We start from the raw sequence: 25668 nt of genomic DNA, 5'->3' as shown, positions 1-25668 counted from the left end.
TATAATATGACAAATGCAATGGCTTAATGCCTTTCTCTTTACAATTCGTATAATTTTGTGTATAATAAAAAAGTTCGCTAATTGAACTTTTGAATATGCGGTAGTGGTGGAATGGCAGACACGCTATCTTGAGGGGGTAGTGGGCGTACGCCCGTGGAGGTTCGAGTCCTCTCTACCGCATCTATGAACACAGGAAAAAAGCTTCCTTGGAGAAATCCAGGGAAGCTTTTTTTGCTTAGTGGCATTTTTGTGTTTCCAGGTCCCCGCAAAGTCAATGCATTCATATCGCAGCAAGAGTGTCACATTGTGGGCAGGGATTTTGCCTATTCACTTTTTCTGGATTCCAGCAGCTCACGGATGTCATTTTCGATTTTGTCCGGCGTTGTTTTGGGAGCGTACCGCTTGATGACTCTGCCCTTGGAATCGACCAGGAACTTGGTGAAGTTCCACTTGACCGCTTTCGAGCCGAGCACGCCCGGCGCTTCCCGGGTGAGGTATTGAAACAGCGGATGGGCGTTATTGCCTTTGACGTCGATTTTCTCAAACATCGGGAACGTGACCCCGTAATTCATCTGGCAGAATTCGCCGATCTCCTCGCTGGTACCCGGCTCCTGATTGGCAAACTGGTTGCTCGGAAAGCCGAGTATTTGAAAATGATGGTCACGGAACTCGTCGTACAGCTCCTGCAGCCCGCGAAACTGCGGCGTAAATCCGCATTTGCTGGCCGTGTTCACGATCAGCAGCACGTCACCTTCATATTCCTTTAACGATACCTCTTTGCCGCGCAGTGTATTCACTTGAAAATCATAGACGCTCACTGCCATCCTCCTCCTTATTTTGCTGCTATGGATCATCATCCAGCCGAAGCATTACCAAGTACACAATTTAATTTTAAACGATTGAACTAGAATGTCAATGCGGGTATCCGTGCCGAGCCAGTGTCCCTGAATGCCCTGGTTTTCATAAACGCTCCAAATCGGGAGCATGAAAGAGGTAGAAGTCAAAAAGCCAAAATGTAAGCGCTAATCAGAGCCTGAATGTTCCAAAATTCGCGGTTCATGATTTTTAGACTGCCTTTACAGCTTGGAAGGAGCGGGTGTATGATTCAGAGCGTATTCAATACAGTTTCCATTACTAATCGCTGAGTTTCCGCAAAATAGCGCGGAAATCGGGGGAACCAAACGCGTGCCATGGAGCGGCGAACCGGTGTGAGAGTCGGGGGTCTGCTGCCAGCCGCAGGGGTGAATCCCGGCTACGGATGCCATGGATCCAGCCGGGTAGAGCGACTCTCACCGCTCGAATCCGTCAGCTAACCTCGTAAGCGTCGTTTGAGAGAGGAATGATGAAACTTGCGACCCGAATAAACTTTCGGATCACAGGGGGATCAGCTGACCTCTGTGTTTTTTTTACCCTTTTTTCGCTTATTGGAACAAAAGAGAGCACTCATCACAATCACATACACTTATCAATAACGCTTAATTTCGGCCGGAAACGGCCGGGAGCGGGGGAACCACAGCGGCCGACTGGAATGGAAGCCGCCGGGGTGAATCTTTCCGGTACGGTAAGTACCGGAAAGTAGGGCGACTCTCACGCCCGAATCCGACAGCTAACCTCGTCAGCGTAACGGGAGAGGCAGCACTTGTCGTGCGCATTTTGAATAAAGGACGTTCTATTCATATTCGTCCGTGTTCAAGAAGCCGCGGGAAAGGTCCTTCTTTCCCTGCGGCTTCTTTTGCGTATACGCGGCTGCCGCATTGGAGGAGCCTTTGAAATGGACAACGTCGTCATCGTGACCGCCCCGAACGAGGCGGGACGCAATTTTATCAAGCTGCTGATGTATTGGAAAAGGCCGTTTGCCGTGCTGACCAACAGCGCTCAGGAGGAACGCCTTTTGAGAAAAATGGGGGTGCAGCGGATCATTCGGCTCGATACGAATCACGCGGAGGATTGGGTGGTACCCGAAATGGAGGTCGGCAAAATCTTTCTGTTTGAAAGCAGCCTTAACCTGACCTGCCGCTATTTGCAAATCTGTCGTCCCTGGACGTCGGAGCCGGTATATGTCATTACGCAGAGGGGCAGCTCACCCGGCATATACCGGGGGCTTGGAGCCGATCACATCATTTATACCTTAAACGGCGAGGTCGGATTTTTATTGAAATAAAGATGAGTTCAACCATGCAAAGGAGAGACGGAGACGATGATGGATGTATATATGATACTTGCGCTCGCTGCCACCTATGGCGTGTTCTTGTTATTTCTTCATTGGTGCGGCCGAGTGGTGGAGGAAGGGGGCAGGGACCGATGATCGTCGTTGGAGCATTCGCCGTGCTTGTGTTTGTCTATTTGGTTTATGCCTTGATCCATCCTGAAAAATTTTAATTCTGCCAGGCCCTATGGGGTGATAGCAGAACATGCTCGTAAGAGGGGGAAGCCAGCCTTGGATATTTTGCAAATTTGTATCGTGATCTTTGTGCTCCTGCTGCTTGTGAAGCCGGTAGGCACTTACGTTTATCATATTTTCTCCAATGAACCAAACCGGACGGACCGGATCTTTGGCGGCGTGGAGAGATTTCTGTACCGGATCATCGGGCTGAAGCAGCGGGGCAGCATGAACTGGAAAAAGTACGCGCTCAGCATGATCGCAACCAATATTGTTCTGGTGGCGGTCAGCTATATTTTGCTCCGGACGATGGGCGCCCTGCCGGGCAACCCGAGCGGCATCGGCAATATGGAGGCGAGCCTGTCCTTCAATACGGTCATCAGCTTTATGACGAACACGAACCTCCAGCATTACAGCGGTGAGAGCGGCATGTCTTATTTTGGCCAAATGATCGTCATCACGATGATGATGTTCACATCGGCAGCCTCGGGTCTTGCCATCGCGATTGCTTTTATGCGCGGCATCACCCGCAGGGGTGAGGGACTCGGGAACTTCTTCGAGGACTTTATCAAGGCGCATGTCCGCCTGTTCCTGCCGCTCGCCTTCATCGTGACCCTGCTGCTGGTCGGGCTCAAAGTGCCGCAGACGTTGGAGCCGATGCGGGCCGTGCAAACATTGGGAGGCGGCATGCAGCAGATTCCGCTGGGCCCCGTAGCCTCGCTGGAATCGATCAAGCACCTTGGAACGAACGGGGGCGGTTTCTTCGGCGTCAACTCGGCCCATCCGTTCGAGAACCCGAGCCCGCTGACCAACGTGATCGAAATTCTCAGCATGTGGACGATTTCGGCGTCGCTGCCTTACACGTTCGGACGGTTCGCCCGGAACAAGAAGCAGGGCTGGATGATTTCCAGCGTCATGATGACCCTGTTCGTAGCGTTCCTGTGCCTGACGTATTTCTCGGAAAAAGCCGGAAATCCGCTGATCAACCAATTGGGAATCAACAGCTCGGGCGGCAGTATGGAAGGCAAGGAGGTGCGCTTTGGCATCGCGCAGTCCGCGTTGTTTACGACCGTCACCACCGCGGCAACGACGGGGTCGGTCAACAATATGCATGATACGCTGACGCCGCTGGGGGGACTTGCGCCTCTGGCCGAAATGATGCTGAACGTCGTGTTCGGCGGCAAGGGGGTCGGCTTCGTCAATATGATCATGTATGCGATTCTCGGTGTATTTATCTGCGGCCTGATGGTCGGCCGGACGCCGGAATTTCTGGGGCGGAAGATCGAAGCCCGGGAGATGAAGCTGATTGCGGTGGCGATCCTGATGCATCCCTTCATTATTCTTGCGCCGACGGCGATTTCGTTTATGACGCACCTGGGAACCGACGCCTTCTCCAATCCTTCGTATCACAGCTTGAGTCAGTCGATCTATGAGTTCACCTCCTCGGCGGCGAATAACGGCTCCGGATTCGAGGGATTGGCGGACAATACCGTATTCTGGAATGTCAGCACCGGCCTCGTGATGCTCCTTGGCCGCTATATTTCGATTATCGCGCTGCTTGCTGTTGCGGGTTCGCTGGCAGTGAAGCAGAAAGTCGCCGAGACTCCAGGCACTTTCCGGACCGACAACAAGCTGTTCGCCGGCATTTTGACCGGAACCGTGCTGCTGATCGGGGCGCTGACTTTCCTTCCGGTCCTCGTATTGGGGCCGGTCGCCGAATTTTTGACACTGAACTAAAGAGGTGGAACAAGTCATGAGCGGACAACGCAAAAGCCTGCTGTCTGGCGGCATTGCCAAACAGGCGCTAAAAGACAGCTTGATGAAACTGAACCCGGCCGTAATGATGAAAAATCCGGTCATGTTCGTCGTAGAGGTGGGCACCTTCGTGGTGCTGCTGATGGTCCTTTTTCCTTCGTATTTTCATACCGGGGAACGGATAGGGTTTAATCTGACCGTGTTTCTGATCCTGCTCTTCACGGTCCTGTTCGCGAATTTCGCGGAGGCGCTGGCGGAAGGGCGGGGCAAGGCCCAAGCCGATACGCTCAAGAAGAGCAAAAAAGAAATGACGGCGAACAAAATCGTGGGCGGCGAAGTCAAGGTCGTCAGTTCGGCCGAGCTGCGTAAAGGCGATGTCGTCATCGTCTCCCAAGGCGAGATGATCCCGGGTGACGGGGAAGTCGTCGAAGGCCTGGCGTCGGTGGACGAATCGGCGATTACCGGCGAATCGGCACCGGTGATCAAAGAAGCCGGCGGCGATTTCAGCTCGGTCACCGGGGGAACCCGCGTCGTAAGCGATCAGATCAATGTGATGATCAACAGCGACCCGGGCGAATCGTTCCTGGACCGGATGATTTCGCTGGTTGAAGGAGCCGCGCGGCAGAAGACGCCTAATGAGATTGCGCTTAACACGCTGCTTACAACACTGACGCTAATTTTTCTGATCGTGGTCGTTACGCTGGCGCCAATTGCCAAGCATTTCGGCATTTCGCTGGATATCCCGGTGCTGATTTCCCTGCTCGTGTGTCTCATCCCGACGACGATCGGCGGGCTGCTGTCTGCCATCGGCATCGCAGGCATGGACCGGGTCACCCAGTTCAACGTGCTGGCCATGTCGGGGAAAGCCGTCGAGGCTTCGGGCGACATCAACACGATCATTTTGGATAAAACGGGTACGATTACCTTCGGTAACCGGATGGCGAGCCAGTTCATTCCGGTAGGGGGCGCGGATTACACGGAAACGTCCTATTGGGCGGCCGTCAGCTCGGTTAAAGACGAGACGCCGGAAGGCCGCTCCGTGCTGGAGCTGGTGAAGAAGCAGTCGATGGAGGTACATCCGGGGGCGGCAGCGGCCGGAGAGTTTATCGAGTTCAGGGCGGAGACGCGGATGAGCGGCATCGACCTTGCCGACGGACGTCATGTCCGGAAAGGGGCGGTGGACGCGGTGAAGCGCTGGGTGCTGGCCCAAGGCGGAAGTATTCCGGCAGATCTGGATGTGGAATCCGATAAAATCGCGTCGGAAGGCGGGACGCCGCTGGCAATCGCCGTGGACAATCGCATTTACGGGTTGATTCATTTGAAGGATACGGTCAAACCCGGCATGAAGGAACGCTTTGACCAGCTCCGGCAGATGGGCATCAAGACGATCATGTGTACCGGCGATAACCCGCTGACTGCGGCTACGATCGCCCGGGAGGCAGGCGTCGACGACTTTATCGCCGAGAGCAAGCCGGAGGACAAAATCGCGGTCATCCGCCGCGAGCAGGCCGAAGGCAAGCTGGTCGCCATGACCGGCGACGGCACGAACGACGCGCCGGCCTTGGCACAGGCCGATGTCGGGCTGGCGATGAACAGCGGCACGGCGGCCGCGAAGGAAGCGGCGAACATGGTCGACCTCGATTCCGATCCGACGAAGATCATCGAGGTGGTGGCCATCGGCAAGCAGCTGCTGATGACCCGCGGCGCGCTCACCACGTTCAGCATCGCAAACGATGTGGCCAAATATTTTGCCATCATCCCCGCGATGTTCATGGCTGCCATCCCGGAAATGAACGTGTTGAACGTCATGAATCTCGGCTCACCACTCTCGGCGATCTTGAGCGCCTTGATTTTCAATGCGGTCATTATCCCGCTGCTGATCCCGCTGGCGATGAAAGGAGTGGCCTACAAGCCGATAAGCTCGTCGCGCCTGCTCAGCCGCAACCTGCTGATCTTTGGCCTTGGCGGCGTGATTGCGCCTTTTATCGGCATCAAGCTGATTGATCTGGCGGTTCATTTGTGGATTTGATCAAACGAAAGATTTTGAAAAAAGGATGATACGATATGAAAACGACGGTGACGACGGCAGTCGGCGAAGAAAAGTGGAACGGTTCCTTGTGGGGTGTCGCGCTGCGCACGAGTCTGGTGCTGATCGTCCTATGCGGGATTGCGTACCCGCTGGTGTGCACCGGCTTGGCTCAGCTAATCTTCCCGAGCCAGGCGGACGGCAGCATGGTAAAGGACAGCACGGGGAGGGTCGTGGGTTCCGAGCTGATCGGCCAGTCCTTTACGGATCCTTCCTTCTTCCAGGGGCGGGTTTCCAGCATTGATTACCAGGCAGAAGGTTCGGGATCGAACAACTATGCCCCATCCAATCCCGAGCTGCTGAAGCGGGTTCAAGCCTCGATCGCGGATTGGCAAAAGAACAACCCGGACGTGCCGGTGAGCGAGCTTCCGGTGGACCTGATCACCAACTCGGGCTCCGGGCTTGATCCCCATATTACGCCCGAATCAGCGAAAGCCCAGGTACCGCGGATCAGCAAGCTTCGCGGCGTTTCGGTCGATGAGCTGAACCTTCTCGTCGAGCGGTACACGGAGGGCCGGGACCTCGGCGTATTCGGCGAGAAGCGGGTCAATGTGCTGAAGCTGAACCTGGCCTTGAGTGAGCTTGGCAAGTCCTGACAATGACAAGCCCCGTATCCATGGAATCCATGAGATACGGGGCTTTTATTGTGTCCGTTCTTATTAACCGAAAATGGTCTGAACAAGAAGGTACACGTTCAGGACAATGATGAATGCCGTCACGACCCAGGCCAATATTTTGACCCAAACCGGATTGACGAATTTGCCCATAATCTTCTTGTCACTAGTAAACTTGACCAGCGGAACCACCGCAAACGGCAGCTGGAGGGACAGGATAACCTGGCTCAAAATGAGCAGATCCTCGGTGCCGCTCTCGCCGTAGATGGCCGTCACGATGACCGCCGGGATGATGGCGATCATCCGGGTGATCAGCCGGCGCAGCCAGGACGGCAGCCGCAGGTTCAGGAAGCCCTCCATGACGATCTGTCCGGCGAGCGTGCCCGTCAGGGTCGAGTTCTGGCCCGATGCCAGCAGGGCAACGGCGAACAAAATGCTTCCGAGCGTCGTTCCGAGCAGCGGCGTCAGCAGATGGTACGCATCGCTGATGTCGGCGACGGTGGTCATGCCTGCCTTGTGGAATGTGGCCGCCGACACGATCAGGATCGCCGCGTTGATGAACAAGGCCAGCGTCAGGGCGATCGTTGAATCCCAGACGGAAAATTTAATGGCTTCCCGCTTGCCCTTGTCGGTATTTTCATACTGCCGGGTCTGCACGATCGATGAGTGAAGGTACAGGTTATGCGGCATGACGGTCGCTCCCAGGATGCCGATGGCGATATAGAGCTTCTGGTGATCAGTCACCAGATCGGCCGTCGGGATGAACCCGGTGAAGATACTGGCGGCATCCGGCTTGGAGAGCCACAGATCGATCCCGAAGCACAGCCCGATCGTCACGATCAGCACGATGACGAGCGTCTCGATCGCCCGGAAGCCCTTGTGCTGCAGCAGCAGCACGAGCAGGACGTCGAGGGCGGTGATCAGCACCCCGTACAGGATCGGAATCCCGAACAGCAGCTTCAGGGCGATCGCCGAACCGATGACTTCGGCCAGATCGCAGGCCGCGATGGCCAGCTCGCACAGCACCCACAGCACGATGCTGACCGGTTTGCTGTAATGGCTCCGGCATGCCTGCGCCAGGTCGTGGCCCGTAGCGATGCCAAGCTTGCTGCACAGCGACTGGAGCAGGACAGCCATCAGGTTCGACAGCAGGATCACGGCGAGCAGGGAGTAGCCGAACCGGGAGCCCCCCGCGATGTCCGTCGCCCAGTTTCCGGGGTCCATATAACCTACAGCAACCAGATATCCGGGGCCGACAAAGGCCAGAAATTTACGAAAAGTCGAGGCGTTCACCGGGACTTTCATGGATTGGTTTACGTCAGACAGCGAAGTTCTTTCCTTCGGTTTCTCCCACGTATTGGACTTGGAAGGATGTATGATTTCGGTGTCTTTCATATGCATCACACCTTGTTAAAATTATTGTAATGTAATAAACGTTCTACTATTCATTGTACTCATACAAATTTGTTTGTCTAGGGAAACTTTTATGTGGTTGTACAATTATTTTTGGAGCACACAAGAATGGGATGCGCATTTTCTGAATTGCCATTACCCGAAAGATCCCGTTTCAAATAAGAAGGATCGCTTTAATTAATGAAGGTAGGTTAAATTCAGGAAAAGGAGTCGATGAAGATGAAAGCTCTATATACGGCAACGGCAACGGTCCATGGCGGCCGGGAGGGTTCGGTCGCATCCTCCGATGGTGTCCTGAAGCATGAACTCAGTATGCCCAAAGAATTGGGCGGAGCCGGCGGCAATGGAACCAACCCCGAGCAGCTGTTTGCGGCCGGGTATGGTGCCTGCTACGAAAGCGCACTGGCCAATGTGGCCCGTCAGGCCGGCGTGAAGCTGAACGATGTGGAGGTCACTTCCAACGTTATGATCGGCAAAGACGAGAGCGACGGCGGTTTCCGCCTTGCGGCCCGTCTCGATATTAAGCTTCCCGGAATTGAACGCGAACAAGCGGAAGAGCTTGCGAAAAAGGCGCATGAATTCTGCCCGTATTCCAAAGCCACACGGGGGAATATCGATGTTGAGCTGAACGTGATTTAAGTATCGACATGATGCATCAGAACGTCGATCGACATACCTTCATAGAAAACAGGCCGCTTCTTCGCGGACGTTTTCTTTGCGATTATGGAATGGCTCAGCTCCGCTGAACTGTATCATCGTAACAAAAGCCGGGGGCTCACCACGCGGTGGCGGCTGCTTCCGGCTTTTTGTCGTATCCTTTTTCGGCATAACCATATCCCTGGAACGATTTCCACTGCCCGGGCGTAAAATAGTTAGCCACCAAAGGAAAGGGGAGATCAGCTTGAGAATCAAGGACACTATCGAGGATCGTTTTGTATGCGCCAAGTGCAAGGGGCGGATCTGCGACATCCGTGAGGTTTCCATGACGGGAACCGGCCTCAGCAAGATGTTCGAGATCCAGCATATCCATTATTTATTTGTTTCCTGCAAGCATTGTGGGAATGTCGAGGTGTTTAATCCCGATATTTTGGAAGGGAAAAATAAGGGCCAGCTTGGCACGATTCTGGATATTCTCTTTGAGAGTTAGGCATCCTTTATTTTGAAGGGAAGCGAAAGCGATCGGTACTGTAGAGACATATTGGGGACAAATACATGAATTACATACCCTTCTTTGTTGACATGATATATAAAATTCATTTAATATGTCTAAGTACTTGTTACGTACTATTGTCCGAGGCAAGAAAACTAAATAAACGGGTGATGCATATGTCTTACAGACCGATCATTACGAACGTCAGAGAAGCCAGCAGCAATGAAAAAAGCGGATTGTACGAATTCATTATCAACCTGGCTGACGGAACAGAGTGCCGTGCGTTCTATAACCGTTTTCCGGAATGGAAAATGACTAACATCAGCCGATTGCAGAAAACTCCTTGTCCTGTATGCCGCAAAGACTTTATTTGCAAATGCATGGAGAGCTTTACAGGCGAGCTGGAACAGCAAATCGTCGAGAACCAATGGATTGATAAGGCGCTTGCCCATTAATATCATCCAGGAGATACAGGTGCGGGATTATGAATCCCGTGCTTTTTTCTATTTTCGGGTAGTAATGATGGATGGTGGCTTGATTTACGAAGCGATAAGGAAGATACTGGAGGTAAGGGAGGGCTCGCCGATGACCATGCAGCAAGGAAGCGCAGGTAAGCCAAATGCGATAGTCCTGATTGACGGCGTCTGTCATTTATGCCAGGGGCTGACGAAGTTCATTCTCCAGCGGGATCCGGCAGGACTTTTCCATTTTGCCTCGCTTCAGTCCGAGATCGGAGAGAAACTGCTTCGGGAAGGCGGACTGCCAGTTGGAACCCTAAATACCGTCGTCCTGATTGAAGATGGCCGCTATTACACGGAATCCGCCGCGGCTTTGCGAATTGTGCGGCGTTTAAAGCAGCCTTGGCCGCTTCTGTACGCTTTCATCGCTGTGCCTGCGCCGCTTCGGAACGTGCTGTACCGCTGGGTTGCGCGCAACCGGTACCGCTGGTTTGGCAAGGAGGAAGCCTGCCTGCTGCCCACGCCAGAGATCAGGAACCGTTTTTTGTGAAAAAATCAACCGTCACCGGACGATCGACGTTTTTCTTTATCGAAAGCGTATTGTGTTTCCGGCCCGGATGTGATAAATTCTAAATTAAGTTAATACTTACCAATAACGGAAGCACCGTTTAACACCCGCCTGGCGGGTTGTTGGACGGTGCTTTTTTGCTGTCTGAAACGAGGAGGGATCATTCGGGATGGTACCATACCGAATTACGCTTGCGGTCAAGGAGGCGCAGTATCTGGAGGGTATTCTGCACTATGTTCACAACAGCGAGTTTGGGGACAAGCTGCACATATCCGGGTTCACTAAGTTGGACACTTTTATGAAGTATTTGGACGGTGAGGAGCTGCCCGACGCCGTCGTTGGGGAGGCTGCTTTTCTAGAACCCTGGCTTGCCCGGAAGAACGGCGATACGCCAAACTGGATTTTGCTCGGACATGGAGAGGCAGCCTCAATACAAGGACCGGTTCTCCCCAAATATCAGCCCCTTCCGGAGCTGATGGCGTCCATTCTCGGATTATGCCGGAGGGAAGGTCAGCGTCGTACGCTGCCGATGGCGGAGGGAGAGGCCGTGACGATCGGCTTCGTCTCCGTCGTGGGCGGGAGCGGGAAGACGACCGCTGCTGTAAATATGGCCAAACAGCTGGGGGCCGCCGGCCTGTCCGTATTCTATCTGAACCTGGAAACTGTGAACAGCAGCGGAATCTTTCCCAGACCGGGAGGCGGTGCGGAGAGTGCCGAGGGGCTGCCCGGAATGCTGTATGTGCTGAAAGCGGCCCAGGAGGAGAAGCATGCGCAGACTTTGGTATCTCCGGAGCCGTATACCGTCCATCATCCGGGAATTCGTGCGGATTGGTTCAAACCCGTCACCAATTTGAAAGAGCTGGTTCAATTGGGTAAAGCCGATACGCGTAAGCTGCTGCAGAGCATCGCGGCCAGCGGCCGGTACGACGTGGTGATCGCCGACACGGATTCCGTACCGAACGAACGCCTGGCCGCCGTCCTGGAAGGATGCCGCCACCTGGTCTGGCTGATGCTGGACGATATCGCCAACCTGTACAAAAACGGGCAGTGGTTCGGGTTTATGGAGCGGAGCCAGCCGGAGCTGTTCGCCGAGCTGGCCCGGAAGAGCCGGTACGTAGTCAACCGGTTCACCGGGCAGCTGACCAATCCGCTGCCCCCGTGCATACCGGAGGTGGACGGCGTTCTGCCGTATATCCCTTCCTGGAAGCAGAACAGCAACGAAGAGCTGCTGCTGAGCTCGCCGATCTACCAGCGGGATATCCTCAAGCTGTGCAAGTCCCTTCTGGGGGATTCATTTGTCAGTGATTCCGGGGTGAGGGGATATGGATGAGGAGTTGTTCCGCGAGCTTCGCCAAGAAATCCGGTCCGGACTGGACGTGACTTCCGCGCTAGGCAACCGGGAGCTGATGCAGTATATCGAGCGGACGGTGCTCAGGAGGCAGGAGCTTCGCGAGCTGACCGCGCAGGAGAAGCGAAGCCTGATCCGGCGGATCTTCGATTCATTCCGCGGGCTCGACATTTTGCAGCCTTTAGTGGATAATCCTGCGATTACCGAAATTATGATCAACAGCCACGAGGATATTTTTATAGAGCAGGACGGCGTGGTGTCCCGGCTGCCGCTGAAGTTCGAGTCGAGGTCGAGGCTTGAAGACATCATCCAGTCGATTGTCGCCGGCGTGAACCGCGTCGTCAACGAGTCTTCGCCGATCGTGGACGCCAGGCTGAAAGACGGCTCGCGGGTCAACATCGTCCTGCCGCCGGTTGCGCTGAAGGGGCCCACAATGACGATCCGGAAGTTCCCCGAATCGCCGATGACGATGCAGGACTTGATCTTCCGGAGAGCACTGAGTCAGGAGGCGGCCGAGTTTCTGCAGCAGCTTGTGGTGGGGAAATACAACATCTTTATCAGCGGCGGGACAGGCTCCGGCAAAACGACGTTCCTCAACGCCCTGTCGCAATTCATCCCGCCGGATGAACGGGTGATTACGATTGAGGATTCGGCTGAACTTCAGATTGTCACCGTCCCCAATCTGGTCGCTCTGGAGACCCGTAACGCCAACACCGAGGGAAGAGGGGAAATCGCCATACGGGATCTGATCCGCTCCTCCCTTCGGATGCGTCCCAACCGGATTGTGGTCGGCGAGGTCCGGGGGAGCGAGGCGCTCGATATGCTGCAGGCAATGAACACCGGCCATGATGGAAGCTTATCGACCGGCCATGCGAACAGCACGCGCGATATGATCAGCCGGCTGGAGACGATGGTGCTGAGCGGAGCGGATCTGCCCGTGCCGGTCGTACGCCAGCAGATCAGCTCGGCGATCGATATTTTTGTCCATCTGTCCAGGATGCGCGACCGCTCACGGAAGGTCACTGAAATCAGCGAGGTGGCCGGGCTGGAGAACGGCGAGGTGGTTCTGAATCCGCTGTTCCGTTTTCGGGAGACGGGGGAGAAGGAGGGAAGGGTCGAAGGGGAGCTGGAGCCGACGGGAAACAGGCTGATTCATGGCGGCAAGCTTCAGGCTGCGGGGATCGCTGCAAAGAGGTGAGGCAGATTTAGTCTCAGGTTATGAACATTTTAGGGTCGCCAGCTGCTTGTCTCAGCATCAAAAAAATAAGCCTGAATGATTAGTTGAGTAGTCTCACCAGGGAGGTAAAAGCGATGTTACGTGAACAGCAGGGGGCCGAGAGCAAGGGAAAGCGGCGGGAGGCCGGTGCTCCCACCAAATCAGGCGGGGTCCTCATGAGACGGAGCATGAACGGCTCCTCCCCTCCAGAGGGCATGGGAAAGAAGCTTCCGGATTACCGGACTTATGATCTGAACGGGTTCCAGCGTACGGCATGCATTGCTATTGGGGGCTTGTTCTGCTTCGGAATCGGCTATTTGTTCTATCATCATTGGCTTATAGCTATCATCATGGCATCCGGCGGGTTGATCGTTCCACGGTTTTGGAGGGCTCATCTTCTGGAGCGCCGGAGGACCGCGATGAATCTTCATTTTAAGCAGGCGCTGTATTCGCTTTCCTCCTCCCTGTCTGCGGGCAAATCGGTAGAGAACGGATTTAGGGAGGCCATTCAGGACCTGCGAATGCTCGACCCGGATGCGGAGAATGACCTGATTACCGAGCTGGGCATTATCTGCGCACGGATGGAATACGGCGAACCGGTCGAAGATGCGCTGAATGACTTCAGCCGCCGTGCGGCAATGGAGGATATTACGAATTTTGCGGATGTGTTTACGACGTGTAAACGCACGGGCGGGGACCTTGTCGAGGTTGTCCGGCACACCTCAACTGTGATTGGCGAGAAGCTGGATATCAAACAGGAGATCTCGGTCATGATTGCCCAGAAGAAATTTGAATCCAGAGCGCTGTTGGCTGCGCCCGTCCTGATGCTGATGTTTATGAATTTTACGGCCGGAGACTATATGAAGCCGCTGTACACGGGGATGGGCATCTTGATCTCGACAGCTGCGTTGGCGGGTCTGGCCGGCTGCCTGGTATGGATTATGAAAATGATGAATATCAAGGTGTGAACGGGGTGAAGTCATGAAGTTATTGGCTGCCGTGATGCTGGCTCTGCTGGCGGGAGGTTGGGTGGTGCAGAACCAGCACTGCGGCGACAAGTATAAGCGGTTGATGACATTGCCGATGGAAGGGATCCGGCTGAGAGCCTTGATGCGGCCCATGCTGTGCATCATCGACCGGTACAAGCTGACTGCGCGTTTTCCGCTCTTCTTCTTCAGGCTCCAGCGCTCGATCCAGAAGATTTATGGGCAGCGGCACAGCGTGGAGATGACGCTCCTGTATGCCGGAGAGATGCTGTGTTACAGCTGGCTAGTGCTGATGCTGGGCTGCCTGCTGACGCTTGCCGCCGGGGGAAACACGGGGCTTGTTATTGGAGGACTGCTGGCCATCCTTTTGCCAGCCGCTATCATTAAGGACCTGCACACAAAGGTCGATAAACGGGACCAAGATATTACGATCGAGCTGGCCGAGCTGCTGAACAAGATCGTCCTGCTCGTCGGAGCCGGCGAGACGGTACAGAAGGCCATCACGCGGTGCGCACGTCAGAAGGATTCCCAAAGGGATCATCCGCTTTATAAGGAACTAATCCGGATGATCGGTGATCTGGAAGGCGGATATTCCTTTCAGCAGTCGTTTGAAAACTTTAGCAAACGCTGTGCCGTGCAGGAGGTGTCTGCGTTTACGACGGCCGTACTTCTAAATTTGCGGCGAGGGGGCAGTGACTTTGCCATGGCTCTGAACGACTTGTCCCGGGGATTATGGGAGAAGCGCAAGGCCATTACCCGGACACGGGGAGAGCAGGCTTCGTCAAAGCTCGTTTTTCCAATGATGGTCATTTTTATGATCGTGATTGTGCTGGTGGGCACACCGGCTTTTATGATGATGAACATGTAGGAGGGGTATAAATGCTGACAATGATAAGACGAAGTGGCATGAAATTATGGAAAGATGAGGAGGGGCTGGGAACGCTCGAAATGCTGCTGATTATCGTCGTAATCCTCATTATAGCGCTTCTATTTAAGAAACAAATTATGGAGCTGATCAACAAGCTGCTGGCTAACGTTAACAAGAAAAGTGAAGAATTTACGAGCTAGGTTAAAAGAATGCGAGGGAAGCTTTACACTGGAAGCCTCCCTCGTCATGCCGGTTGTTCTGTTCACGACGATGATTCTGCTGTTTCTGTCCCTGTATATCTATCAGCAGAGCATGCTGCATCAAGCGGCGTCCGCAGCCGCGGAGCGTACGGCCTACAGCTGGGATAACAGCCATAAAGAAGCGCTGGACGGCTCGGTGCCGGTCAATCAATACGATCCGCTGTATTGGCGATTGACAGATGATCAATGGCTTGGTGCGTTATTTGGGTGGGCAGGGGCCGAAAACTCGCAGACGGTACTCGTTCCAAGTACATCTTCCGCGCAAGGAGCACTGACGTCGATCAAGCTGAGCAAAACCGGCTCGGCTATTCCGGCAGGCATGCAGGGGGATATGACTTATCAGAATGCTCTGCTGCAACGGAAGGTGACCGCCAGCCTGCACCAAATGATCTCCCTTCGGCCGCTCGATGCCATGCTGGACGGCGGAGGGAACGAGCTTCAAACCTCCGGCAGCTCATTAGTCGTGGATCCGGTAGAATTTATCCGCAGCATCCATCTGATGAGATACTACGGCTCGAAGTTCAAGAAGCATGATGCTGGCGAAGGGATGGATCGAGGCAGCGCGGCTGGGGTGCTGCAGCAGCTCCAAGCTTCCGGAAGCCAGCCGTAGGACCCGAAAAGGAGGAATTGCGGGTGTTCGGCATGAGACGCTCGGAAAGTGGTTCGGTATCCATCTTTCTTATTGGAGTTTTGGCATTGATTTTTGCGTTTGTCGCGCTATTTATCGATTACGCCCGGATTGCGGCGATGAAAGCGCAGAGCGAGCGGTTGGTCCGCGCGGCTGTCCGGTCGGTCATGTCGTCGTACGACCCTGAACTGCAGGAAAGGTACGGACTCTTTGCATACGGCACCACGAGCGGCGATCAGATTATGGCAGGCGTGCTTAACAGCATGATGGACAAGGGTGACCGCAGCGATCGGTTTGATCTGCTTCCGCTTCAGCTGGACACCTCATCGCTCAAGATGGAACGGATGCTGGGGGAGTATGACATTTTTAATAGGGAAGTCAGCGAGGAGATGAAGTATAAAGCGCCCATCGACTTTTCTCTGGAGCTCGTCAGCCGATTCAAGCCGCTGTCCGAATCCATGAAGGAAGCTTCGGATACGGTGGATGTGCTGAGCAAGCTGCAGAAGCTGTATGACAAGCGTGAGGAGGCCCTCGATCAGATGCTGGCGTCCCAGAGGAAGGCCGGTCAAAGCCTGAAGGATGCTCCGGATATGATCATGAGCCCTGCCGGAGGGGCGATACCGGACCAATTGCTCGGTTCTTCGGAAGTGGTCACCGCGGCCGATATCGCCTCACAATATGAGGATTACGTGGAGAAGGTCAATGAGGATGCTAACCGCGGTGAAGACGAAGAGGAGCAGTACAGCTCGGAAATCCGGGAGTATAACCGCAGCTCAGGAAAGGTCGTCTCCCGCCTGCAGGGCATCCAGTCCTCGGCGGCCAAGAGCCACGCGAAGGAACTCCAGAATGCCCGGGAGTATTGGGAGGAGGCCCGAAGCATCAACGATAAGATGGAGGAAGTGATTGCAGAAGCCGGGGAGCGCGGCGGGACCGAAGGTTACGATCAAGTTGGGAGCGCCGTGATTCCGGGTGCGGCACCGGAAGCGTCCGGAAGCGATCCAGCGGCGATTCATGGCATCCGGGACGGCATAGACCAACTGCTTCTGTCCGACCGTCTGCTTCAGGAATTGAATGATGTAATTGAGACCCAAAAACAAGATTACAGTGCCGTTAACAACCGATTATCCACCCTTTTATCTTCCCTTGCCGAGTCTTCCGGTGTTCAAGGAAGCAGTGGGCGCATGAAAAATGAGGTGATCCAGGGAGTACGCGCCGCTGACCGTTATGCCCAGGATTACGCTCTTTCAGGCAGCGGGAATAAGCTTGACCGGGTGGCGGGTCAGCTGCAGGAGCATCGGGAATCCGACAAGGAAAGGAAAGAAAAAGAGAAACAGAGTAAGGCCAAGCTGTCCGAAGCGGCAGGCATTTTGGAAAGCATTAATAAGCTGGACCAGAAAGTGAAGCAGCACAAGGAGGAATACCAGGAGCTTCAGCAGTATTACGACGATAGCTTGACCTTTAATAAGAAAGACCCAGGCAGCGAGTATAAAGGGACCGATCTGGACCATGACCCCTATGATGCGGGCAAATCGGCCATGAAGCAGACGGACTCAGTGTATGGATCCATGGCGGGGATGGTGTCGGGCATCAAGGATGAGCTGTTCCAGAATGAATATGCAGCGCTGTATTTTACCCATTTTGATCTTGGACTGCTGAAAGAGGCGGCGGCAAGCCCGGGAAGCCGGCTTGGGGATGCGGTTGCCGATGAGATGAGCGTTAACCATCAAGAGCTGGAGTATATCGTGTACGGCCTCCATAACCCGGTGGGCAATGTGTCAGCGGCCTATGCCGAAATTTTTGCGGCACGGCTGGCGGTTCGGACCATGGAGGGGCTGGTGAAGAACAGCAAACTGGGAAATCCGCTGCTCGTGCTCGCAGCAGCTCTGCTGTACGGAGTAGAGATGGCTATGGCAGACATGGTGAAGCTCTGCAAAGATGGATCCGTAGAGCTGTCCAGCTACGTCAAGCTTCAAATGACTTACCGCGACTACTTGAGATTGTTTCTGCTGATCCACAGCGACAATGAGAAGAAAATGTCCAGAATGCTGGCTCTGATTCGTCTGAATACGGGAATTAATCCCGCAGAACGCGCCACGTATACGTCTGGCGAAGTCCGGATCGGAATGAGCCTGTGGTTCCTGCCCGGCGTGATCAAAATGGCGGGTTATGCCGGAGGCAGTCCGGATAATGTGGAAGGAAACCGTTACTATGTTACGAAAAAGGCGGATTTTGCTTATTGATCGGCTGCACCGCATGAATTGGGGGAAAGCTTCTGTTATCGCCAAGGCGTTTCCGAAGCTGGAGAAGCGGGAGCTGGGCGGCATCGTCCTGGAAGCCTCATTGGTGCTGCCTGTTTTTTTGTTCTTCGTCATTTTTCTGATTTATATCGTTCAGATGACACTCATTTCTACGGCGCTGCAGAGCACCGCTTCGGATACCGTCAAGCTGGTATCTTCCCATATATATCCGGTGGCTTTAGCCATTCAGCCGGAAGCATCCGCAGGGACGGGAGACGAATCCAAGGAGCGTGACTCCGGGAGCTGGTCTGTTCCCGAGCTGTCGCTGAGCGAATGGGCTTCCCAATATACGGGGGCTCTCCCGTCTCCCCTGAAGGAATGGACGAATGAGGCAGTGGGGCGGGCTGAAGCCCCGCTCCAGAATTTAAAAAATCAGACGGCAGAGGCGGTGCTCGATCCGGTGGTCAAACCGATATTGAAGCCACAGATGCAAAGCCATTTTCTAAGCTACGAGCGAATTCATGTTTCCAATATTCAAATCCCTGACCTCAAGAAAAGGACGGATCCGTACTTTGGCATTGAACTGAGCTATGAGCTGCCAATGAAGGTCCCTTTTATCAATAGGAAGATTGTGATCCAGGCCAAAGCGCAAGAACGCCTGTGGATCGGCGCGACCGATGAAGAAGGCTCCGGAGAAGGTGAAGGGGATGGTGAGGGACACAATACCATCAGCATTTTATCCAAACCGGATCCCGCATATGTCGGCAAAAAGGCCAAGGTTCGTGCCAAGATCGCTCCAAACGGATCGGCGAATTTATCCGTGTTTTATAAAAGCGGTCAAAGCACCGCCAAATACTTGGGAGAAAAGCAGGCTGACGCGGACGGAACCATCGAGTGGGAATGGTGGGTCGGACCTAATACGACACCCGGGACCTGGCCCTTCGTCATCACGACTTCGGACGGCCAGCGGCTGGAAGTCATGTTTACCGTCGTAAAGGGATAGCTCAGAACCGCGGGGGATGTATTAACTTCAATAAAAAGAAGGGGAAAGGGGGAAGTTGTACCGTGAATCCAGCCATATTTGGATGTGCAGTGCTGATTGCCGCTGCTTTTGTGACCGACATCCGGACGATGAAGATTCCGAATAAGCTTAATTTCAGCGCAATCATCGCGGGGATAACCTTCCACGGAATTTGGAACGGCTGGTCCGGGCTCGCGTTTGCAGGGAAAGGGATGGCCGCCGGATTCCTGATTTTGCTCGTCATGTACTGGATGGGGGCAGTCGGAGCGGGAGATGTGAAGCTGTTTGCCGGGATCGGCGCCTGGATGGGCGTTCTGTTTGCGGTTCAGTGCGTGGTCTATTCGGTCATCTTTGCGGGAATCATCGGGCTCTTGATCTCCTTGTGGAGAAGGGACGCAATGAAGAGGCTGCGCCAGGCTGTCGGTAGCCTTTCCGGATTTTTTGTATTAAGGAGTCTGACCAGCTTGAGGGGGAACCGGCAAGAGCAGCTTCATTTTCCGTTTATGCTTGCCGTGCTGCCTGGCTTTATATGCGTGTGCATGTATTTCTGATCCTCAAGTTTACGAAAAGATAAGTTCCTAGAGATGTTTTTGGAGGTGAACATCGTTTTGGAGTCCCTGACGCGTGACTTTATTCATCATGACGGAACCTTTATGGTCATTGGCCCTGCTGAAGGGTACAGTCCCGACGAATTAAACAATATAGAATTATCTATGATTTCGGCCTCCCGGATCGCCAGATTTCTTCCGCTGCGCCTGAAGGAGATGGATCTCCGGGTAACGCTCCAGTATGACATTACAGGCAAGAAGATGCTATCCCATATCCTCAGGGGAGAGAAGCTCAGCATGCCGGATTATTACGGGCTTTTGTGCCAGGTGGCCGGGACGCTGGAAGACAGCAAGTCTTACATGCTGCAGCCGGATAAGTATGTGCTGGACGAGGATTTCATCTTCGTTGACGGGTCCCTGCACTCGGGAACGCTTTATTTTACGTATGTTCCACTGGAGGAGCCGTTTCAGGACAGGCCGCTGCGAATCCGACTGAAGGAATTAGTCACGCGGCTGATGGCCACGGTACAGGAGCTGAAGGGAAACGGTGTTCAAAGACTGCTTCAATTCACCGGGGGCGAGGACTTTTCGGTCTCTGGCTTTAAAAAGCTCCTGATCGAGCTATTAACCGCTGAGGAGGATGTTGGACAAGGATATGCCGGCCATTCGGGAGGCGACCAGCCGTTAGAAGGGTTTCAAGATCATATTCAGGAGGCTGACAGGCAAGGGTTACCAGGCGGCGGTCGTGTGCCGGGAAAAGGAACAAGAGAAGCAGAGGATTCTGCAGAGAGCAGCGTGGTCCCTTTTCATACAGCCAGAACAAATACCAGGTCAGCTGAGGGGAAACGGCTGCGGTCCATGCCGCTGAACCAGGCAGACCGCTGGGGTCCCGATAGGGACTCCGTTCCGGGATTGGGCGGGCTTCAGGAGGCGTTTGACCAGTGGAACCGGAATCCGGATCGTGATGATGTCTTAGATTCAAACGATGAGCAGGAAGCAAACGGAAAGTCTGGTGCAAAGGTTTATATTGCTTTGGGTTGTCTATTGTGTGCCGCCGTCGTCTGGCGGATGATTTATATGCCGAAACCCACGACCAGCTCATTGCTGATCAGTGTCCTGTTGACGGTTTTGCTTGGTGCGGCGGCTTGGCTTGGGTGGACCGGAAAGCTTAAGCTGGGCCGCTCTGCGCAACAAGCGGTGGAAGGGGAAATCCCGGATTTCGGGTCAGGTGAAATCGACGATGATGATCGCCATGCGCCTTCACGAAAGAGAACCCCGCGGTTTCAGGTGGAGCAGCTGACCGGCTGGTTCGGTAAAGGCAGCAGACGGAAGGATCGCGATGATGACGATCACGGTAAAGAGGACGCAGAGCCGGATTGGAAGTGGAAGTTTTCGCAGGATTTACTTGCAGCCTCAACAGGTATTGAGCTAAGGGGAAGGGGGCAAAGGACAAGCGAGCCGAGCTTCTTGCCGGTAGGCTCTAACCATAGGGGGAGCGGACTGGGGAGCGAGTTGGGGGGCGTACTGGAAGGACGAGAAGGAAGCGAAGGAAGGGGAAGACGGGAAGAATCCAAAGCTTCAGCCGGCCGGGAAGAATATTCGGACATCCGGCAGCGTCTGTGGAGCCACCTTGAGGCAGACCATGCAGCCAGGGTTGAACGTGCGGCCAACGAGCATGCTGGATCGGTTGGAAGCGCCGAATACGATGTCCGTTCGGAAGAAGGACCGGTTATGTTCGGCACCGGACAAAGTCATGCAACCGTACTTCTATCCGCGCCTGTGAATGACGCTGCCGGCAGGAAAAACCATCGCTCCGGCAGTCCCGGCTATTATTTGATTCGCGAAGGGGAGCAGGGGCACCCCTCCGAACGGATCGAGCTGACGCTGCCGCACTTCGTGATCGGCAGGTCGGAGGAGGTTGCCCAGTACGTTGAAGCCTCCACGGGCACTTCGCGCGCGCATGTCGAGCTGGCCAGAAGCAAGGACGGCGGATACCTGATCAAGGATCTGGGCTCCCGCAACGGAACCAGGCTCCATGGTGAGCCTATGGTGCCCTATAAGGAGTATCCGCTGAAAGACGGGGACACCTTCACCATCATCAGCGGGGTCTATACGTTCAAGGTATCCTGATAGTCCTTAGGGAGCGTTCATCCCTGCTCGTTCGCAAGGTTGTTCAGAGCCTCCCGAAGACGGGGATACCGGAATTCAAAGCCCAGCTCATGCGCCTTGGCCGGGAGAATGCGCTGGCCTTCCAAGATGATCAAGGATTGTTCGCCAAGAGCAGCCTTCATCATCACAGCGGGTACCGGAAACCAGTGAGGCCTGTGATACGCACGGCTCACGGCTTGCCCGAATTGATCATTGGTTACCGGTTCGGGTGCCGTGGCATTCACCGGACCCTCGGCCGCCGGATGCGTCATGCAAAACTCGATCAGCCGGACGATGTCCTCCAAATGAATCCACGACAGCCACTGCCGGCCGCTGCCGATTCTGCCGCCGACCCCCAGCCGGTAGGGGAGGCGCATGATCGGGAAGGCTCCGCCCTGATTTCCAAGCACGACTCCGATGCGCAGCTTGACGAGCCGCACGCCCTGGATGGTGTCGGCGGCGTCTTCCCACTGGCTGACGACATCTGAAGGAAAATCCATGGCCCGCTTCGGGCTGTTTTCGTCAAAAGTGTCGGTCCATGAGGTGCCGTAAACGGCAATAGCTGAGGCCTGGATAACAACCCCGGGCTTGCTGTGCAGCTCCTTCACGAGCTTGGCGACGGCAGCCACGGTAGTGAGACGGGAGTGGATGATGCTGGCCTTTGCCTTGGCGGTCCATCTTTGGCTTAATGAAGAACCGGCCAAATTGACCACCGCATTCATGCCCTCCATCCATTCGGGATGGCTCGCAATCTCATCCCACGTATACAACACCAGCCTGGGGTCGCGTTTATGATCGGGCGGAATCCTGCGGGTGACCACGGTCACCTCATGCCCGTTTTTAAGCAAATGCTCCGACAGCGCGCTGCCGATAAAGCCGGTTCCTCCGCAAATGGCGACTCTCATCCTATCCTCTCCTCCGAAGTTGATCTCATTTTGTGATATGTATATAAATAACCCCCGGCGAGAGATCAGACTGTCGAAATGAACCCATTTCTTCAATGTGAGTACTCTTGCACGGGGGTGTTCCGTCTATAAGCGCTATTCTTTTTCCAATCCCGGGTTTCCATAAGAGGTCCTGAAAACCCAGGCCCAGCTGCGGATTATTTATCCATCAGATGCTTGTAAGGCGTATAGTCAATCTGGTTCTTGTTCAGAAAGGCTACCAGGAATTTATTGTCCCGCTTTGGCGTTGCTTTAATATATCCTTGGATGCAGTGATCCTGCGTCACTTCCTTGGCTCCGCTCTCCACCGCAATTTTTCCGATTTCGGCCGCGATCGAATGCTTGGCGATATCCCGGAAGGGACCCGGTACCGGCTTCACCAGTTTGTCCAGAAACGCCTTGGATTCGTCCGTCCACAGATGCCGGCTGGTTTCGACCCAGTAATTCTGCCAGTCCAGCTTGGACTTGCCGTCATTCTTCGGCAGCACCTTCAGAAATTTGCGGATCATGAAAAATCCGCCGATCACCATGCACACGAGCAAAATGATGGCCCACACAAATATGGAATTCATAAACGTGTTGGACGGCGCCGTTGCAGTCAGCAACTTTGTGCCCAGTGAACTATGCATATTTTCACCTCTATAAATCGTTGATCGCAGTTATATTCCATTCTTTAGAATTATAACGCATTTATAGATTTATTTCATTATCCACGATAAAATAAGGGATAATTCGTTTAAGGGGGATAAACCATGCTCAAAATTGGTTCTCACGTGTCCTTTTCGGACAAGGGCCTGTTAACTGCAACCAAAGAAGCGGACACCTATGGATCGAGTTCGTTTATGATATATACGGGCGCACCGCAGAATACGCGGCGCAAGCCCATTGAATCGATGTACATCGAAGAAGGCAAAGCCCAAATGAAAGAGAGCGGCATCGACGAAATCGTCGTTCACGCGCCTTACATTATTAACCTCGGCTCTTATAAGTCGAATACGTTTGAGCTCGCCGTAAACTTTTTGCAGGAGGAAATCCGGCGCACCCATGCCATCGGTGTCAAAAACATCGTGCTGCATCCCGGCGCCTACACCGACATGGATGCCGAATACGGCATTCAGCGCATCGCCGACGGTTTGAATGAAGTGCTTGACGGAACCAACGAGACGGATGTTCATATCGCACTGGAGACGATGGCCGGCAAAGGCACGGAGATGGGACGTACGTTCGACGAGATCGCCCGAATGATCGACAAGGTCAAGCAAAATGAACGCCTGACGATCTGCTTGGACACCTGCCACATTCATGACGCCGGTTATGATATCGTGGACGACCTTGATGGCGTGCTGGAAGAGTTCGACCGGATCATCGGTCTGAACCGGATCGGCGTCGTTCATATCAATGACAGTAAAAATCCGCGCGGCGCCGCCAAAGACCGCCATACGCCAATCGGATCGGGCTGGATCGGCTTTGACGCCATCAACCGCGTTGTCCACCATGAGAAGCTGCAAGGGCTCCCGTTCATTCTGGAAACGCCGTGGATCGGCAAGGATGCCAAGACGCAGCGGCCGATGTACGAGGTGGAGATTGCGCTCCTTCGCGGCAATGTCGGCGAACGGTTCGGCTCCGAGTTCCTCGGACAAGTTGAACAGATGCATTCCTTCTTTGACAAACAGGAAATCGATCCACGCCAATATGTGCTGGACGTGTGGAATGTGCTGAAGACCGACGCCAAGGCGAAGAAGGCCGATCCGCGCGAGCCGTTGGAGCGGCTGTACGACATGATTATGGAAGCGGGGCTGTTCCCTGAGCTCAGCGAGGAGCAGATCAATCTGCGCCTGACCGCATGGCTTGCGGGTAAAGGGATTTTGGCGTAAGCCGAACGGAATCACAGAGGGGCCATACGGTTTAAGAGAGAGAACACGAGAGAGAGGAATGGATTTACACATGGAATTGCATGTCAAAAAGGAAAGCAACACGGGAAATGCGCACGCCAACCGCGCAAGAATGCTGATTTCTTGTCCGGACGGACCGGGAATTGTGGCGGCAGTATCGCATTTTCTGCATCAGCACGGCGCGAATATCGTCCAGTCGGACCAATATACAATGGATCCGGAAGGCGGCATGTTCTTTATGCGCGTTGAATTCGACCTGCCTGAGCTGGAGAAGAGGCTGCCGGAGCTGGAAAGCCGATTCAGCGAAGTGGCATCGACCTTCCGGATGGATTGGAAAATGCAGAACGTCAGCCGTAAGAAGAAGCTGGCCATTTTCGTATCCAAGGAAGACCACTGTCTGGTCGAGCTGCTGTGGCAATGGCAGGCTGGCGACCTGGATGCCGAAATCGCCATGGTGGTCAGCAACCATCCGGATATGAAGGAATACGTCGAATCGTTCGGCATTCCGTACCATCACATTCCGGTGACGGCGGATACGAAAAAGGAGGCGGAGCAGCGCCAGCTTGAAGTCGTAGGCGGCGACATCGACGTGATCATCCTTGCCCGGTATATGCAGATCGTCTCGCCGTTCTTTATCGAGCACTACCGCAACCGGATTATTAACATCCACCATTCGTTCCTGCCGGCCTTTGTCGGCGGCAAACCGTATGCCCAAGCGTACCAGCGCGGGGTGAAGATCATCGGGGCGACCGCACACTACGTGACGGAGGAGCTGGATGGAGGACCGATCATCGAGCAGGACGTTCAGCGGGTCAGCCACCGCGACGATGTCAGCGAGCTGAAGCGGATCGGCCGAACGATCGAGCGTGTCGTGCTGGCGCGCGCGGTGAAATGGCATATCGAAGACCGCATTCTCGTGCACGAGAATAAGACGGTCGTATTTAACGGGTAACCCACAACCGGCAGGCACCCTTTGCGCGTAACTTTTGCGATGGCAGCCAGTGTCTATGAATCATCGAAAAATTGAATACAGGCTTTTTACGTACGTGAAGCGGCTCGCTAGTTTCAGGAAGATGTGACGTGGATGCAGGGTTTGACCCAGCCGCGTTCGTCAATAGGGTGAATAACATGGAGCTGTGGGGATCACC

At 54.4% G+C, this 25668-nt stretch carries 26 protein-coding genes, 1 tRNA gene and 2 riboswitches; of the genes, 22 read left to right on the top strand and 5 right to left on the bottom strand.

Annotated features, from left to right (window positions below):
- Nucleotides 1-97: 97 nt before the first annotated feature.
- Nucleotides 98-180 (top strand) — tRNA-Leu (locus tag FHS19_RS21015).
- 143 nt (nt 181-323) lie between these two features.
- Here the strand turns inward: FHS19_RS21015 and FHS19_RS21010 are convergent.
- On the bottom strand, nt 324-818 hold the full coding sequence (locus FHS19_RS21010) for a glutathione peroxidase (protein WP_183583734.1): 495 nt from the start codon (nt 816-818) through the stop codon (nt 324-326).
- A 311-nt stretch (nt 819-1129) separates the two neighbouring features.
- Nucleotides 1130-1340: riboswitch (cyclic di-AMP (ydaO/yuaA leader) on the top strand.
- A gap of 122 nt (nt 1341-1462) precedes the next feature.
- Nucleotides 1463-1635: riboswitch (cyclic di-AMP (ydaO/yuaA leader) on the top strand.
- A 136-nt stretch (nt 1636-1771) separates the two neighbouring features.
- Here FHS19_RS21010 and FHS19_RS21005 point away from each other — a divergent pair.
- The 5 genes from FHS19_RS21005 (at nt 1772) to kdpC (ending at nt 6817) form a co-directional block, all read left to right on the top strand.
- Nucleotides 1772-2161: a hypothetical protein gene (locus tag FHS19_RS21005; RefSeq protein ID WP_183583733.1), complete on the top strand. Its 390-nt coding sequence runs from the start codon at nt 1772-1774 to the stop codon at nt 2159-2161.
- A gap of 140 nt (nt 2162-2301) precedes the next feature.
- A complete protein-coding gene (gene kdpF, locus FHS19_RS35745) occupies nt 2302-2379 on the top strand; it encodes a K(+)-transporting ATPase subunit F (protein WP_376771945.1) in 78 nt (25 codons plus the stop codon).
- A gap of 58 nt (nt 2380-2437) precedes the next feature.
- The gene (kdpA, locus tag FHS19_RS20995) at nt 2438-4117 is read left to right on the top strand and encodes a potassium-transporting ATPase subunit KdpA (protein WP_221224013.1); all 1680 of its coding nucleotides are present in this window, start codon (nt 2438-2440) and stop codon (nt 4115-4117) included.
- Nucleotides 4118-4133: 16 nt separating this feature from the next.
- Nucleotides 4134-6164 carry a potassium-transporting ATPase subunit KdpB gene (kdpB, locus tag FHS19_RS20990; RefSeq protein WP_183583731.1) on the top strand — a complete coding sequence of 677 codons (2031 nt, stop codon included), beginning with the start codon at nt 4134-4136 and terminating at the stop codon, nt 6162-6164.
- Between the two features lie 35 nt (nt 6165-6199).
- Nucleotides 6200-6817, top strand: coding sequence for a potassium-transporting ATPase subunit KdpC (gene kdpC / locus FHS19_RS20985; RefSeq protein ID WP_183583730.1), 618 nt, complete (start codon nt 6200-6202; stop codon nt 6815-6817).
- Nucleotides 6818-6880: 63 nt separating this feature from the next.
- On the opposite strand, the gene FHS19_RS20980 is transcribed toward kdpC, so the two are convergent.
- Nucleotides 6881-8230 carry an Nramp family divalent metal transporter gene (locus tag FHS19_RS20980; protein WP_183583729.1) on the bottom strand — a complete coding sequence of 450 codons (1350 nt, stop codon included), beginning with the start codon at nt 8228-8230 and terminating at the stop codon, nt 6881-6883.
- A gap of 237 nt (nt 8231-8467) precedes the next feature.
- Here FHS19_RS20980 and FHS19_RS20975 point away from each other — a divergent pair, with 237 nt between their 5' ends.
- Nucleotides 8468-8887 carry an organic hydroperoxide resistance protein gene (locus FHS19_RS20975; protein ID WP_089549991.1) on the top strand — a complete coding sequence of 140 codons (420 nt, stop codon included), beginning with the start codon at nt 8468-8470 and terminating at the stop codon, nt 8885-8887.
- Between the two features lie 136 nt (nt 8888-9023).
- Here the strand turns inward: FHS19_RS20975 and FHS19_RS35535 are convergent, their stop codons facing one another.
- Complete coding sequence (locus tag FHS19_RS35535) at nt 9024-9278, bottom strand: hypothetical protein (protein WP_312887294.1); 255 nt, start codon at nt 9276-9278, stop codon at nt 9024-9026.
- Here FHS19_RS35535 and FHS19_RS20970 point away from each other — a divergent pair.
- The 13 genes from FHS19_RS20970 (at nt 9231) to FHS19_RS20910 (ending at nt 21666) form a co-directional block, all read left to right on the top strand.
- On the top strand, nt 9231-9395 hold the full coding sequence (locus FHS19_RS20970; protein WP_312887293.1) for a zinc ribbon domain-containing protein: 165 nt from the start codon (nt 9231-9233) through the stop codon (nt 9393-9395). The genes FHS19_RS35535 and FHS19_RS20970 overlap by 48 nt on opposite strands.
- A gap of 179 nt (nt 9396-9574) precedes the next feature.
- Nucleotides 9575-9853, top strand: coding sequence for a hypothetical protein (locus FHS19_RS20965; RefSeq protein WP_089549992.1), 279 nt, complete (start codon nt 9575-9577; stop codon nt 9851-9853).
- Nucleotides 9854-9983: 130 nt separating this feature from the next.
- A complete protein-coding gene (locus FHS19_RS20960) occupies nt 9984-10406 on the top strand; it encodes a thiol-disulfide oxidoreductase DCC family protein (protein WP_246426707.1) in 423 nt (140 codons plus the stop codon).
- 187 nt (nt 10407-10593) lie between these two features.
- Nucleotides 10594-11754 carry a P-loop NTPase family protein gene (locus FHS19_RS20955; RefSeq protein WP_183583727.1) on the top strand — a complete coding sequence of 387 codons (1161 nt, stop codon included), beginning with the start codon at nt 10594-10596 and terminating at the stop codon, nt 11752-11754.
- Nucleotides 11747-12970, top strand: a complete 1224-nt coding sequence (locus tag FHS19_RS20950; RefSeq protein WP_183583726.1) for a TadA family conjugal transfer-associated ATPase — start codon at nt 11747-11749, stop codon at nt 12968-12970. Before FHS19_RS20955 ends, FHS19_RS20950 begins: the two co-directional genes overlap by 8 nt.
- Before the next feature lie 194 nt (nt 12971-13164).
- On the top strand, nt 13165-13956 hold the full coding sequence (locus FHS19_RS20945) for a type II secretion system F family protein (protein WP_376771944.1): 792 nt from the start codon (nt 13165-13167) through the stop codon (nt 13954-13956).
- Nucleotides 13957-13969: 13 nt separating this feature from the next.
- Nucleotides 13970-14842 carry a type II secretion system F family protein gene (locus FHS19_RS20940; RefSeq protein ID WP_183583725.1) on the top strand — a complete coding sequence of 291 codons (873 nt, stop codon included), beginning with the start codon at nt 13970-13972 and terminating at the stop codon, nt 14840-14842.
- 11 nt (nt 14843-14853) lie between these two features.
- On the top strand, nt 14854-15042 hold the full coding sequence (locus FHS19_RS20935; RefSeq protein WP_183583724.1) for a Flp1 family type IVb pilin: 189 nt from the start codon (nt 14854-14856) through the stop codon (nt 15040-15042).
- The gene (locus FHS19_RS20930) at nt 15023-15712 is read left to right on the top strand and encodes a TadE family protein (protein ID WP_312887280.1); all 690 of its coding nucleotides are present in this window, start codon (nt 15023-15025) and stop codon (nt 15710-15712) included. The genes FHS19_RS20935 and FHS19_RS20930 overlap by 20 nt, the downstream gene beginning before the upstream one ends.
- Before the next feature lie 32 nt (nt 15713-15744).
- Nucleotides 15745-17970, top strand: coding sequence for an ATP synthase subunit B family protein (locus tag FHS19_RS20925; protein WP_183583983.1), 2226 nt, complete (start codon nt 15745-15747; stop codon nt 17968-17970).
- Nucleotides 17939-18970, top strand: coding sequence for a TadE/TadG family type IV pilus assembly protein (locus tag FHS19_RS20920; protein WP_246426706.1), 1032 nt, complete (start codon nt 17939-17941; stop codon nt 18968-18970). The genes FHS19_RS20925 and FHS19_RS20920 overlap by 32 nt, the downstream gene beginning before the upstream one ends.
- Before the next feature lie 62 nt (nt 18971-19032).
- Complete coding sequence (locus tag FHS19_RS20915; RefSeq protein ID WP_312887279.1) at nt 19033-19539, top strand: A24 family peptidase; 507 nt, start codon at nt 19033-19035, stop codon at nt 19537-19539.
- Between the two features lie 45 nt (nt 19540-19584).
- Nucleotides 19585-21666, top strand: a complete 2082-nt coding sequence (locus FHS19_RS20910; protein WP_221224012.1) for a DUF6382 and FHA domain-containing protein — start codon at nt 19585-19587, stop codon at nt 21664-21666.
- 17 nt (nt 21667-21683) lie between these two features.
- Here FHS19_RS20910 and FHS19_RS20905 read toward each other — a convergent pair whose 3' ends face one another.
- A complete protein-coding gene (locus FHS19_RS20905; protein WP_183583722.1) occupies nt 21684-22589 on the bottom strand; it encodes a TIGR01777 family oxidoreductase in 906 nt (301 codons plus the stop codon).
- Nucleotides 22590-22786: 197 nt separating this feature from the next.
- The gene (locus tag FHS19_RS20900; RefSeq protein ID WP_183583721.1) at nt 22787-23257 is read right to left on the bottom strand and encodes a DUF2621 family protein; all 471 of its coding nucleotides are present in this window, start codon (nt 23255-23257) and stop codon (nt 22787-22789) included.
- Between the two features lie 123 nt (nt 23258-23380).
- Between FHS19_RS20900 and FHS19_RS20895 the strand changes: the two genes are divergently transcribed.
- Together FHS19_RS20895 and purU are read left to right on the top strand one after the other, a co-directional pair.
- A complete protein-coding gene (locus tag FHS19_RS20895; RefSeq protein ID WP_183583720.1) occupies nt 23381-24502 on the top strand; it encodes a deoxyribonuclease IV in 1122 nt (373 codons plus the stop codon).
- A gap of 70 nt (nt 24503-24572) precedes the next feature.
- Entirely contained in the window at nt 24573-25472 is a 900-nt protein-coding gene (gene purU / locus FHS19_RS20890; protein WP_183583979.1) for a formyltetrahydrofolate deformylase, read from the top strand.
- Nucleotides 25473-25668: the final 196 nt, after the last annotated feature.

It is taken from the genome of Paenibacillus rhizosphaerae (genome assembly GCF_014192015.1).
GTDB classification, from domain to species: Bacteria; Bacillota; Bacilli; order Paenibacillales; family Paenibacillaceae; genus Paenibacillus_AQ; species Paenibacillus_AQ rhizosphaerae.
Note: the sequence above shows the minus strand (reverse complement) of the source record. Positions and strands in the feature narration are given on the sequence as shown.